Source organism: Bacillus sp. MZGC1 (genome assembly GCF_002998605.1).
Lineage (GTDB): Bacteria > Bacillota > Bacilli > Bacillales > Bacillaceae > Bacillus.
Genome location: NZ_PVRE01000003.1, coordinates 411,526 through 426,554, shown reverse-complemented (window position 1 = coordinate 426,554; position 15,029 = coordinate 411,526). Strand labels below are relative to the sequence as shown.

Annotated in this window: 12 protein-coding genes and 1 other annotated feature; of the genes, 11 read left to right on the top strand and 1 reads right to left on the bottom strand. The window is 42.4% G+C overall.

Annotated features, from left to right (window positions below):
- Window positions 1–71 precede the first annotated feature (71 nt).
- From C6Y06_RS11630 to dtd, 8 genes are all read left to right on the top strand, one after another.
- A complete protein-coding gene (locus C6Y06_RS11630) occupies window positions 72–368 on the top strand; it encodes a post-transcriptional regulator (RefSeq protein WP_003216788.1) in 297 nt (98 codons plus the stop codon).
- A 41-nt stretch (window positions 369–409) separates the two neighbouring features.
- Window positions 410–2,638, top strand: coding sequence for a protein translocase subunit SecDF (gene secDF / locus C6Y06_RS11625; protein ID WP_060596871.1), 2,229 nt, complete (start codon window positions 410–412; stop codon window positions 2,636–2,638).
- A gap of 187 nt (window positions 2,639–2,825) precedes the next feature.
- Window positions 2,826–3,314, top strand: a complete 489-nt coding sequence (locus tag C6Y06_RS11620; RefSeq protein WP_066030599.1) for a cation:proton antiporter regulatory subunit — start codon at window positions 2,826–2,828, stop codon at window positions 3,312–3,314.
- Window positions 3,315–3,415: 101 nt separating this feature from the next.
- Window positions 3,416–3,769 carry a LapA family protein gene (locus C6Y06_RS11615; protein WP_060596869.1) on the top strand — a complete coding sequence of 118 codons (354 nt, stop codon included), beginning with the start codon at window positions 3,416–3,418 and terminating at the stop codon, window positions 3,767–3,769.
- 81 nt (window positions 3,770–3,850) lie between these two features.
- Window positions 3,851–6,175, top strand: a complete 2,325-nt coding sequence (gene recJ, locus C6Y06_RS11610; protein WP_106036924.1) for a single-stranded-DNA-specific exonuclease RecJ — start codon at window positions 3,851–3,853, stop codon at window positions 6,173–6,175.
- A gap of 23 nt (window positions 6,176–6,198) precedes the next feature.
- Entirely contained in the window at window positions 6,199–6,711 is a 513-nt protein-coding gene (locus C6Y06_RS11605; protein ID WP_034661543.1) for an adenine phosphoribosyltransferase, read from the top strand.
- A gap of 142 nt (window positions 6,712–6,853) precedes the next feature.
- Entirely contained in the window at window positions 6,854–9,064 is a 2,211-nt protein-coding gene (locus C6Y06_RS11600) for a RelA/SpoT family protein (protein ID WP_034661540.1), read from the top strand.
- Window positions 9,065–9,082: 18 nt separating this feature from the next.
- The gene (dtd, locus tag C6Y06_RS11595; RefSeq protein WP_060596866.1) at window positions 9,083–9,526 is read left to right on the top strand and encodes a D-aminoacyl-tRNA deacylase; all 444 of its coding nucleotides are present in this window, start codon (window positions 9,083–9,085) and stop codon (window positions 9,524–9,526) included.
- A 97-nt stretch (window positions 9,527–9,623) separates the two neighbouring features.
- On the opposite strand, the gene C6Y06_RS11590 is transcribed toward dtd, so the two are convergent.
- Complete coding sequence (locus tag C6Y06_RS11590; RefSeq protein ID WP_425389182.1) at window positions 9,624–11,180, bottom strand: N-acetylmuramoyl-L-alanine amidase family protein; 1,557 nt, start codon at window positions 11,178–11,180, stop codon at window positions 9,624–9,626.
- A 161-nt stretch (window positions 11,181–11,341) separates the two neighbouring features.
- Here C6Y06_RS11590 and C6Y06_RS20090 point away from each other — a divergent pair, with 161 nt between their 5' ends.
- From C6Y06_RS20090 to aspS, 3 genes are all read left to right on the top strand, one after another.
- Entirely contained in the window at window positions 11,342–11,512 is a 171-nt protein-coding gene (locus C6Y06_RS20090) for a YrzK family protein (protein WP_003216250.1), read from the top strand.
- 58 nt (window positions 11,513–11,570) lie between these two features.
- Window positions 11,571–11,810, top strand: a binding site (T-box leader).
- 73 nt (window positions 11,811–11,883) lie between these two features.
- Window positions 11,884–13,158, top strand: a complete 1,275-nt coding sequence (gene hisS / locus C6Y06_RS11585; protein WP_034661532.1) for a histidine--tRNA ligase — start codon at window positions 11,884–11,886, stop codon at window positions 13,156–13,158.
- Window positions 13,159–13,176: 18 nt separating this feature from the next.
- Window positions 13,177–14,955 (top strand): aspartate--tRNA ligase, encoded by a 1,779-nt coding sequence (gene aspS, locus C6Y06_RS11580; protein ID WP_106037007.1) that lies wholly within the window; start codon window positions 13,177–13,179, stop codon window positions 14,953–14,955.
- Window positions 14,956–15,029 lie beyond the last annotated feature (74 nt).

Genomic DNA, 15,029 nt, shown 5'->3' with positions numbered 1-15,029 from the left:
ATAAGATATGCGTGTATATCGTCCAAGCATGACAAGTCTCTCGATAAAAACTGAAAAGGGGGAGCATCCCATTGACACAACATCCGGCTGCAATTTACAAAGACCATTTAAAGCCTTTTCTGTTCAGTAAGCTTGAAGAATTCATCGTTTTGGGCTATAAAGATGTAGATTTAGAGGAATTATGGTCATACTTAGAGAATAAGAAGTGGAAGAAAAAACAAGAGTATCCGATTCATGAAATGGTTGCAGATATTTTATCTGTGAAAATTGGCGAATTTATGAACTATGCAACCGTTCAGTCGTTTAAAACGTCTGCTTTTTTGGACAGTGAAGATGGCAAGAATATGCTAGATGAACTGTTGAAATAAGCCATCTTAATGGATTCAGGTGTTTAAGGAGGAAATACATAATGAAAAAAGGGCGCATTCTTGCGTTTTTCTTAGTGGTTCTGTTAATCGGAACTGGCGTAGGCTTACTAACAAAGCCTGTTGCGAAAGATATGACGCTAGGGCTGGATTTGCAGGGTGGATTTGAAGTCCTGTATGATGTACATCCAGTGAAAAAAGAGGACAAGATTACAAATAGTGTCCTCGTCAGTACAGTGGAGGCTTTAAACCGAAGAGCCAATGTGCTAGGTGTAAGTGAGCCGAACATCTCGATTGAAGGCAACAATCGTATCCGCGTGCAACTTGCGGGGGTAAAAGATCAAAACAGAGCTAGGGAGATTCTTTCCACTGAAGCACAGCTATCCTTCAGAGATACGAATGATAAAGAACTCCTAAACGGGGCTGACTTGGTCGAAAACAGTGCAAAACAAACATTCAGTCAAACGAATGAGCCAATTGTGACGGTTAAACTAAAGGATGCGAAAAAATTTGGTGACGTCACAAGAAAAGTAGCGGCGATGGCGCCGAATAACCAGCTTGTCATTTGGCTTGATTACCACAAAGGAGATTCCTTCAAAAAAGAAGTCTCAAAATCAAACCACAAGTATGTCTCTGCGCCGAATGTGAATCAAGAAATTAACAGCAGTGACGTGCAAATTGAAGGGAAATTTACTGTCCAAGAGGCAAAAGACCTTGCAAGTATTTTAAATGCTGGGGCATTGCCAGTGAAATTAACTGAAAAGTACTCCACATCAGTGAGTGCGCAATTTGGTGAACAGGCATTAAATGAAACTGTCTTTGCAGGGATTGTGGGAATTGCCCTCATTTTCTTATTCATGCTTTTTTATTACCGAATACCTGGTCTTATTGCTGTCATCACGTTATCAACGTATATCTATATTACCTTACAGGTGTTTGACTGGATGGGTGCTGTTCTGACACTTCCTGGAATTGCGGCACTGATTCTTGGAGTAGGGATGGCGGTTGATGCCAACATCATCACATATGAACGAATCAAAGAGGAGCTTAAGCTCGGTAAATCTGTCCGTTCTGCTTTCAGGTCAGGGAACCGCCGATCATTTGCGACCATCTTTGATGCAAACTTAACGAGTATTATTGCAGGGGGCGTCCTTTTCTTCTTCGGGACAAGTTCTGTAAAAGGGTTTGCGACTATGCTGATCCTTTCCATCTTAACAAGCTTTATTACGGCTGTATTCCTATCAAGATTCCTTCTTGGACTGCTTGTGGAAAGCCGCGCGCTCGATCGCAAGAAAGGCTGGTTTGGTGTCCGTCAAAAAGACATCATCGATATTCATGAAACAACAGAAAATACTGAACCAAAAACACCGTTTGATAAATGGGATTTTGTCAGCAAGCGAAAAGGTTTCATGATTTTCTCAGTAGCCATTACCATTGCGGGGATTATCGTCCTTTCGATTTTCAAACTCAATGCGGGTATTGACTTTGCAAGTGGTACAAGAGTAGACATTCAAAGTGACCATAAGCTGTCAACTGCTCAAATTGAGCAAGACTTTCAAAAATTAGATCTTGATACAGATAGTGTTGTGTTATCTGGTCAAAAAGAAAATCAAGCAGCGGCAAGATTTGTTGGTGTGCCAAATAAAGAAAAAATCGCAGAAGTGAAAGATTACTTTAAAGATAAGTATGGTACAGAACCGAATGTCAGCACGGTGTCTCCTACTGTCGGAAAAGAACTTGCACGCAATGCTTTATATGCCATCATCATTGCTTCGATTGGGATCATTATTTATGTTTCCATTCGTTTTGAATATAAAATGGCCATTGCAGCGATTGCTTCCCTTTTATATGATGCATTCTTCATTGTGGCATTCTTTAGTATCACACGATTAGAGGTAGATGTGACCTTCATTGCGGCGATCCTCACGGTGATCGGGTATTCGATCAATGACACGATCGTGACGTTCGATAGGGTTCGTGAGCAAATGAAGAAACGTAAACCAAAAACGGTAGAAGATCTATCTTACATCGTCAACTTGAGTTTACAGCAAACCTTTACACGATCTATCAATACGGTACTCACTGTCGTAATTGTTGTGATCGCACTGCTTATCTTCGGATCGGCGTCGATTACAAACTTCTCCATCGCCTTACTTGTCGGTCTGTTAACAGGGGTGTACTCATCTCTATATATCGCAGCACAAATTTGGCTCATGTGGAAAGGCCGTGAGTTGAAAAAGCCGGCGAAGATTGATACTGAGCAAGATATTTAATTGAGAAAGGCTGCCTTTTTGGCAGTCTTTTTTCTATAGATTTCCCGAGAATAAGTCGATTCGAAAAAAACATTTCGGGTATCATTGATCTTGAAATGGTCTTTTGCTATAATGACATACGTTTAGAGCAGTATAGAAAGCAAGTGTCCGTTTGAGGCATTTGGCTTTATTCATTGGAGGGGCTGTTATGAAGGTTCGGGAAACTGAACTGCCAGGTATCGGTCACAAAGCCGAAATGATCACAAGAAATAATGAGAAGCTTGCCATCATTACACACGATGACGGCAGAAGAGAAATGTATCATTTTCAAGAGGACGACCATGAAGAATCTATTTCTGGTATTTTGCTAAACGATGAAGAAGCAAGACAAATTGCAGCTATTTTAGGCGGCATGGTATATAAGCCGAAAGCGCTTGAAACTGTAGAGGTAGCCATTGATGAACTGATGATTGAATGGTTTAAGATTGAAAAGAATGCACCAGCTGTTCAGCAGACAATCGGAGACCTCAATGTCCGCCAAAATGATCAAGTAACAGTCATCGCTATCGTGAGAAAATCACATGAGAAGATGTTAAATCCAGGACCTGATACGGTCATTGAAGAAGGGGATACCCTTGTTATTTCTGGAGAAAGACAAGAAATAAAGAACCTCATTAAAGAAAAACTCAGCAGCTAATCATGCCCATGCTGATAGATTTTCTTCCGCTATTTTCTTTCTGTGTTTAAAATGGACAAGGAAAAGGGAAGAATAAAAGAAAAAGCTTGGGGGATATGTAGATGAACAAACAACAATGGACCATCATCTTCGCATTTATTTTCGTATTAATTGTCTCAGTATTTGCCGTGATCAATGTGCGGCCAGTGCAAGTTGACTACTTATTTGGAACGGCTGAATGGCCGCTGATTCTTGTCATTATTGGTTCTGTGCTAATGGGCGGACTCATTGTGGCTTTCGCAGGGATTTTCCAAATTGTGAAACTAAAACGTGAACTAAAGGCTTTAAAAGCTGAGCGTGCAGCCGCACCTGCACCTGCTGCTTCGAATAAAAAGATCGACAAAGACGTTCAAAAGAAACCGAATGTGACGCCTTTAAAAGAACAGCCAGCATCATTTGACCGGAAGGAAAAATAATCTTCCAGCACAATTTCATAAAATAAAAATTGAAACCCCTCAGGCCACTCTAGTATAATAGTGTGGTTGAGGGGTGAATTTATGTTATTATCCAAAATGCGCTGGGAATATGAACATCCAAGCGAAGAAAAAGTGAAATCACTCTCTGAAAATCTGAATATTTCAGCGCTGACTGCATCGCTTCTTGTAAAAAGAGGACTCGAAGAAGTAGAAGAAGCGAGGTCTTTTTTATTTGATCAAAAAGCCGAATTTCATGATCCATTTCTATTAAAAGGGATGAAAGAAGCAGTAGAGCGCATCAACAAAGCGATCGAAGAGCAGGAATCGATTGTGATCTTCGGAGACTATGATGCGGATGGTGTGACAAGTACGTCTGTGCTTTTACATACATTAAAAGAGCGGTCTGCGAAAGTAGACTTTTATATTCCAGATCGATTTAAAGAAGGCTATGGGCCTAATGAACAGGCTTTTCGATATATCAAAGAGCAAGGCGCATCGCTTGTCATCACGGTCGATACAGGCATTGCAGCTGTAAATGAAGCACGTATTGCAAAAGAAATAGGGTTAGACCTGATCATTACAGATCACCATGAACCAAGTGAGGAGCTGCCTGAGGCACTTGCGATTGTCCATCCTAAGCAGCCGGGCTGTGAGTATCCTTTTAAAGAACTTGCCGGTGTAGGCGTAGCGTTTAAAGTGGCACATGCACTTCTTGGGAAACTGCCAGCTCAGCTGTTAGATCTTGCGGCAATTGGGACAATAGCGGATCTTGTGCCGCTTCATGATGAGAATAGATGGCTCGCCAAAAAAGGGCTTGTGCAGCTTCGACAGTCGAATAGACCGGGGCTGAAAGCGTTATTGAAAGAAGCGGGAGCTACTCTTGAAGAAGCAAATGAAGAAACGGTCGGCTTTCAAATTGCGCCAAGGCTGAATGCTGTAGGGCGAATTGAGCAGGCAGATCCAGCTGTTCATCTTCTCATGACAGAGGATAAGGATGAAGCAGAAGAGCTCGCTCGTTTTGTACAAGAACTCAATAAAGAACGTCAAAAAATTGTGAGTACAATCACAGAAGAAGCCATTCAAATGGTTGAAGAGACAGGTGATGACCAGTCTGCGATCGTTGTAGCGAAAGCTGGCTGGAATCCGGGTGTTGTCGGAATTGTTGCCTCTAAATTGACGGATAGATTTTCTCGTCCGGCGATTGTGCTTGGAATAGATGAAGAGACGCAAATGGCAAAAGGATCAGCGCGGAGTATTCCTGGCTTCGATCTATTTTTCCATTTAAGCAAATGCCGTGACATTCTGCCGCATTTCGGCGGGCACCCGATGGCTGCGGGTATGACACTTCGAGCGGATGATGTTCCTTTACTAAGAGAAAGATTAAATCAATATGCGAATGAAACGTTGACAGAAGAAGATTTTATTCCGATTCAGCGGGTCGATGCCGTATGCAAGGTAGACGAATTGACGGTTGAAGCGATTGAAGAAGTGGGGATGCTGTCACCATTTGGCATGCAGAATCCAAAGCCGTTCATCATGATTGAAGATGCGAGGCTTGAAGAGATCCGAACGATTGGGGCAAATCAGAATCATATTAAAATGTCTCTGAAAGACGAAGACAAGCTGCTTGACTGTGTCGGTTTTCATCAAGGTCAATTAAAAGAAGAAATTGTCACAGGTAGCCGCATTTCCGTCATTGGTGAAATGTCCATCAATGAATGGAATAACCGGAAGAAACCTCAGCTTATGCTAAAAGATGCCCGAGTAGATGAATGGCAGCTGTTTGATTTGCGCGGCAAAAAGGATTGGGAAAAGACAATCTCCACGCTTGATCCAGAAAAATATGTGGTGGTCTGTTTTGACGAAGAAACAAAACAGGAAGTCAATATCCCAATTTATCATGTCCATGCAGAAAATGTTTCAACGTTCGATGTAGAGGGCAAGTATATCGTCTTTGCGGATGTTCCTGCAGATGAGCATTTGCTAAGGCGACTTTTAGAAAACCAAAAGCCAGCTAGAGTTTATACGGTTTTTCAAAGAAAAGAAGATCATTTTATGTCTTCTTTCCCTAGCCGTGATCAATTCAAATGGTTTTATGGATTCTTGTTAAAACGAGGAAGTTTCCCCCTCAAAGAACAAGGAATGGAGCTTGCCAAACATAGAGGCTGGACAAAAGAAACAATCATTTTTATGACAAAGGTGTTTTTTGAACTCGGTTTTGTTAAAATAGAGAATGGTGTGCTGTCAATAGTACGTGATGCCCCTAAAAAAGATTTAACGGCATCAGCATCCTATACAGCAAAACAACGATTGATGGAACTCGATCAAACACTAACATATTCCTCAGCCAAAGAGCTGAAGGAATGGCTGAATAGCATGATGAGCGAAGTCTCACCTGTGCTTTGACGTACGAGGAGGAAAAGGAAAAGATGGATTTAAAACAATATGTGACAGTTGTACCTGACTACCCAAAGGAAGGTGTACAATTTAAAGATATTACAACGTTAATGGATAAAGGCGAAGTGTACCGTTATGCAACGGATCAAATCGTTGAATACGCGAAGGAAAGAGACATTGATCTCATTGTTGGACCTGAAGCGCGTGGATTCATTATTGGCTGCCCTGTAGCATACGCACTAGGTGTAGGTTTTGCACCAGTTCGTAAAGAAGGAAAGCTTCCTCGTGAAGTCGTTAAAGTCGATTACGGTTTAGAATATGGTAAAGATGTATTAACGATTCATAAAGATGCGATTCGTCCTGGTCAGCGTGTCCTGATTACAGATGACTTACTTGCGACTGGTGGAACAATTGAAGCATCCATCAAGCTTGTAGAGGAATTAGGCGGCGTTGTGGCAGGAATTGCATTCTTGATTGAGTTGACGTATCTGGACGGCAGAAAGAAGCTTGACGGTTACGACATCTTGACGTTAATGCAATACTAATGGAGTTTTACGCAAAAAGCACTCGGTAAGAAGGGTGCTTTTTTCCTATCAAAAATCTTTTAGCGGACTTCTTCTCTTTACATCTATCGAATTTTTCTTGATAATAAACTACAATACAGTTTTCATTTAAAAAGGTGATTCCATGGCGAACGAACAAGTTTTAACGGCGCAGCAGGTCATTGACAAGGCAAGAGAATACCTGTCCGCTGAACATATTCAATTTATAGAGCAAGCATATGAATATGCTGAAAATGCACACAAGGAGCAATACCGGAAATCTGGTGAGCCTTATATTATCCATCCAATTCAAGTGGCGGGGATTCTTGTTGACCTTGAAATGGACCCATCGACCATTGCAGGCGGTTTCCTGCACGATGTTGTCGAGGATACGGATGTGACATTACAGGATTTAAAAGAGCATTTTAACGAAGAAGTTGCGATGCTTGTTGATGGTGTGACAAAGCTCGGGAAGATTAAATATAAATCACAAGAAGAACAGCAGGCCGAAAACCATCGAAAAATGTTTGTGGCAATGGCGCAGGATATACGCGTCATCTTAATTAAACTGGCAGACCGTCTGCACAATATGAGAACGCTCAAACACCTTCCTCAGGAGAAGCAGCGAAGAATTTCAAATGAAACACTTGAAATCTTTGCACCGCTTGCGCACAGATTAGGGATTTCAAAGATTAAGTGGGAGCTTGAAGATACAGCGCTCCGTTACTTAAATCCGCAGCAATATTACCGGATCGTGAATCTCATGAAGCGCAAACGAGCGGAACGTGAGGAATACTTGGACGAGGTTGTTAATGAAGTGAAAGACCGTGTGTCAGAGGTGAACATCAAGGCTGAATTTTCCGGCAGACCAAAGCATATTTATAGTATTTATCGCAAAATGGTCCTGCAAAATAAGCAGTTTAATGAAATTTATGATCTGCTGGCCGTTCGTATTTTGGTTGACAGCATTAAAGACTGCTATGCCGTGCTCGGGATTATCCATACATGCTGGAAGCCGATGCCAGGCAGGTTTAAGGATTATATTGCGATGCCAAAGCCGAACATGTACCAATCCCTTCATACAACAGTGATTGGGCCAAAAGGTGACCCGCTTGAAGTTCAGATCCGTACAGTGGAAATGCACGAAATTGCAGAGTACGGAATTGCAGCGCACTGGGCATACAAAGAAGGAAAAGAGTCAGCAGAATCAACGGAGGAAGCTGTCTTCCAGAAGAAGCTCTCTTGGTTTAGAGAAATCCTTGAATTCCAAAATGAATCGACAGATGCAGAAGAATTTATGGAATCATTAAAGATCGATCTCTTCTCTGATATGGTGTTTGTGTTTACTCCAAAAGGAGATGTCATTGAACTGCCGTCGGGTTCCGTTCCGATTGACTTCTCTTACCGGATTCACTCGGAAATTGGGAATAAAACGATTGGTGCTAAAGTCAACGGAAAGATGGTCACACTCGATCATAAATTGAAAACAGGTGACATTATTGAAATTCTGACATCTAAGCACAGCTATGGACCAAGTCAGGATTGGGTCAAACTTGCCCAAACCTCCCAAGCGAAGCACAAGATCAGACAGTTTTTCAAAAAACAGCGCCGTGAAGAAAATGTCGAAAAAGGCCGAGAACTCGTGGAGAAAGAAATCAAAAACCTTGAGTTTGATGTCAAAGACATTCTGACAGCTGAAAACCTGCAAAAAGTGGCTGACAAATTTAATTTTTCAAACGAAGAGGACATGTATGCAGCGGTTGGTTATAACGGAATTACTGCACTCCAAGTCGCCAATCGTTTAACAGAAAAAGAAAGAAAACAAAGAGATCAAGAAGAACAAGAGAAAACTGTTCAAGAAGTGACAGTAGAGTCAAAGACGTATCATGGGAAAAAACGAGAAGCAGGCGTAAGAGTCAAAGGGATAGATAACCTGCTTGTCCGCTTATCTAAGTGCTGTAATCCTGTTCCAGGTGATAGCATTGTTGGTTTTATTACGAAAGGCAGGGGCGTATCTGTTCACCGTGATGACTGTCCGAACGTGAAGACAGGAGAAGCGCAGGAACGGTTAATCCCGGTAGAGTGGGAGCATGAACAGCCTGCTCGAAACCGTAAAGAATACAATGTGGAAATTGAAATATTAGGATATGATAGACGCGGCTTACTCAATGAGGTGCTTCAAGCAGTCAATGAAACCAAAACGAACATCTCTTCAGTTTCTGGGAAGTCTGACCGTAACAAAGTGGCGACGATCCATATGGCGATCTTTATCCAAAACATTAACCATTTGCACAAAGTAGTAGAGCGCATTAAACAAATCAAAGACATTTACTCTGTTCGCCGATTCATGAATTAGAAAGGAAGTATATCGTCTATGAGGCTTGTAGTGCAGCGTGTGACAAGTGCATCTGTGAAGGTAGAAGAAGAGATCACAGGTGCCATCAATGAAGGGTATATGGTGCTCGTTGGTGTCACACATGAAGATACAGAAGAAGATGTGCTTTATTTAGCAGAAAAGCTTGCACATTTACGTATTTTTGAAGATGAAAACGGGAAAATGAATCATTCGTTATTGGATGTAAAAGGAAGCGTCCTGTCTGTGTCTCAATTTACCCTTTATGGTGATACGAGAAAGGGCAGACGACCGAATTTTATGAAAGCAGCCAAGCCAGATGCCGCGAACTCCCTTTACGAATGTTTCAATAAAGCTCTTAGAGAAAAAGGCATTCATGTAGAAACTGGCCGCTTTGGCGCGATGATGGATGTGTCATTGACCAATTCAGGGCCCGTCACCATCTGGATGGATAGCAAAGAATAGATTCGCTTTAGACTGTAGATAAACTCATGCAGGAGTTTGTTTAGAGTCTTTTTCTTTTGCGATCAAACAAAAAAGAGGCGCAGAGGCCTCTTTCTTTTTAACGGAAATATTGTTTTAATCCTTCCGTCATTCCTTCTGTGACTCGTTCTTGGTAAGAAGCGCTATAAATGATCGCTTCCTCCTGAGGATTGCTTAAATAGCCGAGTTCATATAAAAGAGAAGGGCGTTTGTTCTCTCTTAAAACAAAATAATCTCCGAATTTGACACCCTTATCAGGGATTTGAGAGCGTTTAGCGACTTCTGTATGGACGTTTGTCGCTAATTGCTGGTCTTTTGCTGCTTGATAATAATACGCTGTACTTCCTCTGATACTTGGGTCCATAAAACTATCATAATGAAGACTAATAAATGCATCTGCATTTCTGTAATGAGATGTCGCGACCCTCGATTGAAGGCTGATAAAAGTATCATCACTTCTTGTTAAATAGACACTTGCACCAGAAGCCCTTAATTTGCCTGCAAGTAAATTGGCGGTTTTGATGGTAATGTTCTTTTCAAATGCACCATCTGCGCCAATCGTGCCGCTGTCTTTTCCGCCATGACCAGGATCAAGAACAATCGTTTTTCCTTTTAAAGACCCAGTTCCAGACGATGAATCCTGCTGTGGTCTTGGTGCTTCGCTGCTATTTTTATTCGTTTGAACGACCCAGCTTGCCACATAACCAGTTCCGCCGTTTGATAGTGTCACCTCGTACCAGTCACCTTGCGTGCGAACAATTTGATAGGCAGCGCCTTTTGTGGCTCTTTCTGCAATCCCAGCAGAGGTAGAAGCGCTTTTTCGGATGTTGGTGCCATCGTAGACAATGTACGCTTTCTTTTGGGAAGACGAAGAAGATGAATTCTGTTCACCCGCCGAACTCGCTCCATTGCTTGTGACGATGTAATAGCTTGCAGCCCATCCTTTTACGCCTTTTGCCTCAATTTCATACCAGCCGTTCTGCTCGCGCAAAATGGTGATCTGTGTGTTGCGGGCAAGTGAAGCGACGACTTGTGCATTCGGTGCCGCCGATTGCCTTACATTCAAGCTCGATACGCCAACTGTGCCTGTCTGTTTAGAGCGAGAGGACTCGCCAGAGCTTGATTGAGAAGCTTTTTTGCCGCCTGAAACATAATCAGAGTGAACCCAGCCTACTGCTTGTTTATACGAAATTTTTGTCCATTCGCCGCTTGTTTTCAGCTTTTTAGCGGAAGCGCCTTGCGGGAAAGTTCCGATGACTTGATAGGAAGTTCCAGGGCCTGTCCGTATGCGAAGATCCGAGGCTGTCGATGTAATGGAACTGCTGCCTGATGCGCTCTGATTTTGCGCGTTTGGCTTAGCAGACTTTTGGCTGCCAGATGATGTGGTAATCAGCCATGAGACGACCCAGCCTTTTTGACCGTTCGACAATTGGATCTGCACCCATTCTCCTTGTTTAGTGAGAATGGGATAGCTTTCTCCGCGCTTCACACTAGCTGCGATTCCATAGCTTAAACCAGGGCCCGTTCTCACATTGATTTCATCTGTTGCGACCACAGCTTGATCTGTTTGTGCTGTAGCATGTGTCATAGGCAAAGTACTTGCGATGAGAACAAAACAGGTAAGAAGCATCATCATTTGATTGTGTTTTTTTAGATTCAAAACGGTGTTTTCCCCTCCCTTGTAAAACCGATGAATGTAAATTCGTTATGTAATGGACTAATTCCTTGCAGTTTCCCTAATAAAAATGAATCAATCTGTTTATACTAAATAAAAACGTGATAAAAGGATGTACAAACATGAGATTAAGCAGAAAATTAGGACGAGTGCAATATAATGGACACCGTGATATCGATCGCTGGCAGCACGACGAAATGGATCAACCAGGCTTCCTTGAAGAAACCGCATCTGAATACGGATGTACGTCAAAAGAAGAGCTGGAAAAGAAAAAGAGACACGGCAAGGGTTGACAGAGTGGCAGCACCGACCTTATTATAATATAAATCAACACACTTGAAAATTTAAAATGTGGAACTGATGATAGAGAATAGTAGGGTAAATTGCGTGAGCAGAGAGGAATCGCCTTAGGCTGAAAGCGAATCCGCATGGCATTTATCACGAAAGAACACTCTGTAGGTTTCCTGCTGAACGCTCTAAAAATGAGTCAATAGGCGGAGAACGTGAATCTGCGTTAAGGATTTGAGCGGGAACATGGCTGGATCATGTTCCAACTAGGGTGGCACCACGGGTATAACTCTCGTCCCTACTATACACATAGTAGAGGCGGGGGTTTTTTATATGTCCACATAAAAAATGAATGATGGTCGTAGGAGGACGAAAAATGAGTTTTAATATTCCAAGAGGCACACAGGATATTTTACCTGGAGAGTCAGAACGCTGGCAGTATGTTGAACAAATTGCAAGAGATACATGTGCAGCCTTTCAATACAAAGAAATCCGTACACCGATTTTTGAGCATACAGAGCTGTTTGCACGGGGAGTAGGCGAATCAACCGATATCGTTCAAAAAGAGATGTATACATTTGAAGATAAAAAGGGACGCAGCATCACCCTTCGTCCAGAGGGAACGGCTTCAACTGTACGTTCTTATGTTGAAAATAAATTATTTGCACAGCCCGCGCAGCCAACAAAGCTGTATTACATTGGACCGATGTTCCGTTATGAACGTCCGCAAACAGGGAGATATCGTCAATTTTATCAATTTGGGATTGAAGCGATCGGTTCAAAGGATCCTGCCATTGATGCAGAAGTCATTTCACTTGCGATGAGTGTTTATGAGAAAGCAGGCCTTTCTAACTTAAAGCTCGTCATTAACAGCCTTGGTGACAAAGAGAGCCGTGCAGACTACCGCAAAGCACTTGTCGAGCACTTTGAACCAAGAATTGATGAATTCTGTCATGACTGTCAAACCCGTTTACATCAAAATCCGCTGCGAATTCTTGATTGTAAAAAGGATCGTGACCACGAATTGATGGCAACGGCTCCATCCATTCAAGATTACTTAAATGAAGAATCACGGACTTATTTTGAAAAGGTCAAACAATACTTAACAGATATAGGCATTGAATATGTCGTCGATCCGAACTTAGTGCGCGGTCTTGATTACTACAATCACACGGCATTTGAGATCATGAGTAATGCTGAAGGCTTTGGCGCGATTACCACATTAGCCGGCGGAGGCCGTTATGATGGACTTGTTGAAGGAATTGGCGGTCCTGAATCACCAGGAATCGGTTTTGCTATGAGTATTGAGCGTTTCCTAGCAGCAATCGATGCTGAAGGGATTGATCTTCCACTGCAAGATGGCATTGATCTATACATTGCTGCACTCGGTGATGAAGCGAAGGATTACTCTGTTTCATTATTAAACCGTCTGAGAAAAGAAGGCATTTCAAGTGAAATGGACTATACAGGGAAGAAATTAAAAGGGCAATTTAAAGCGGCTGATCGATTAAAAGCCAAGTTTATTGCAGTCCTTGGTGAAGATGAGCTGGCGCAGCGCATTGTGAATGTAAAAGATACGACAACGGGTGAACAAATTGAAGTGAAGCTTGATGAGCTGATTCAAATGATGAAGGCCCACAAGAAGGCGTAAAGAAGGAGTGGAATGTTTGTGTTTGGTAGAACTTTTTATTGTGGAGAAGTAACAGAAGACCAAATCGGTCAAACCGTTGTATTAAAAGGATGGGTTCAAAAAAGACGTGACCTTGGCGGATTAATCTTTATTGATCTGCGCGACCGTACAGGGATTGTACAAGCTGTCTTCAATCCAGACCTATCAAAAGAGGCACTTGAGACAGCAGAATCGATTCGTAATGAATATGTCCTTGATATTAAAGGAACGGTTGTCGCAAGAGAAGACGCAACGATCAACCCAAATTTAAAAACAGGGAAAATTGAAATTCAAGTCGAAACGGTCAGCGTGTTAAATGAAGCGAAGACCCCTCCTTTTGTGATTTCAGATCAAGCAGACGAGGTATCAGAAGATGTGCGCTTAAAATACCGTTACTTAGACCTTCGCCGTCCTGCTATGTTTGAAACGATGAAAATGCGACATGAAGTCACAAAAGCATTCCGCCATTTCTTAGATGACAACGGCTTTCTAGATATTGAAACACCGATTTTAACAAAAAGTACGCCAGAGGGAGCACGTGACTATCTTGTTCCAAGCCGTGTACATGAGGGAGAATTCTATGCCTTGCCTCAGTCTCCGCAATTATTTAAACAATTGCTGATGGTCTCAGGGATGGATCGTTACTATCAAATTGCCCGCTGCTTTAGAGATGAAGACTTGCGTGCTGACCGTCAGCCGGAATTCACACAAGTCGATATTGAAATGTCCTTTATGAGTCAAGAGGACATTATGACGCTTGCCGAAGAGATGATGGCAAAGGTGATGAAAGATGTCAAAGGCGTAGACCTGACATTGCCATTACCCCGTATGACATATGATGAAGCGATGAATTCTTATGGATCTGATAAGCCAGATACACGTTTTGAGATGAAGCTTGTCAACATTTCAGATACGGTAAAAGATTCCGATTTCAAAGTCTTTAGCGGAGCTGTGAAAAATGGTGGAGCTGTGAAAGCCATCAATGTCAAAGGTGCTGCAGCCAACTACTCAAGAAAAGACATTGATGCCCTTGGTGCATTTGCAGCGAACTACGGTGCAAAAGGTCTAGCTTGGCTAAAAGCAGAAGGGGCAGAATTAAAAGGACCGATTGCTAAATTCTTTGATGAAGCAAAGCAGGCAGAATTAAAGGAGCAGCTGCAAGTCGAAGAAGGTGACCTGTTACTTTTTGTTGCAGATAAGACGTCTGTTGTCCATGATGCACTTGGTGCCCTTCGCCTAAAACTCGGCAAAGAGCTTGAACTCATTGATGAGTCTCTATTCAACTTCTTATGGGTTGTTGATTGGCCGCTGCTTGAAAAAGATGAAGAAGAAGGCCGCTTCTATGCTGCCCATCATCCTTTCACAATGCCAGTACGCGATGATCTTGAATTAATTGAGACAAGCCCTGAAGATATGAAGGCACAGGCTTACGATCTTGTGCTGAATGGCTATGAGCTTGGCGGAGGTTCGATTCGTATTTTCGAAAAGGATATTCAAGAAAAAATGTTTAGCTTACTTGGGTTTTCAAAAGAAGAGGCATATGAACAATTCGGCTTCCTTCTAGATGCTTTTGAGCATGGAGTTCCTCCGCATGGCGGAATCGCGCTTGGTCTTGACCGCTTAGTGATGCTGCTTGCCGGCCGCTCTAACTTAAGAGATACCATTGCGTTCCCGAAAACGGCAAGTGCGAGCTGTGTGCTTACAGATGCTCCTGGCACTGTAAGCGAAGCGCAGCTTGATGAGCTAAGTTTAGCCATTAAAACAAAAGTAAAACAGTAAAATAGACGCATGGATATGGGCATGTAAACGCTTGAAAAAGCGGCATGCCTATGATATGCTTTCTTCAATCAATA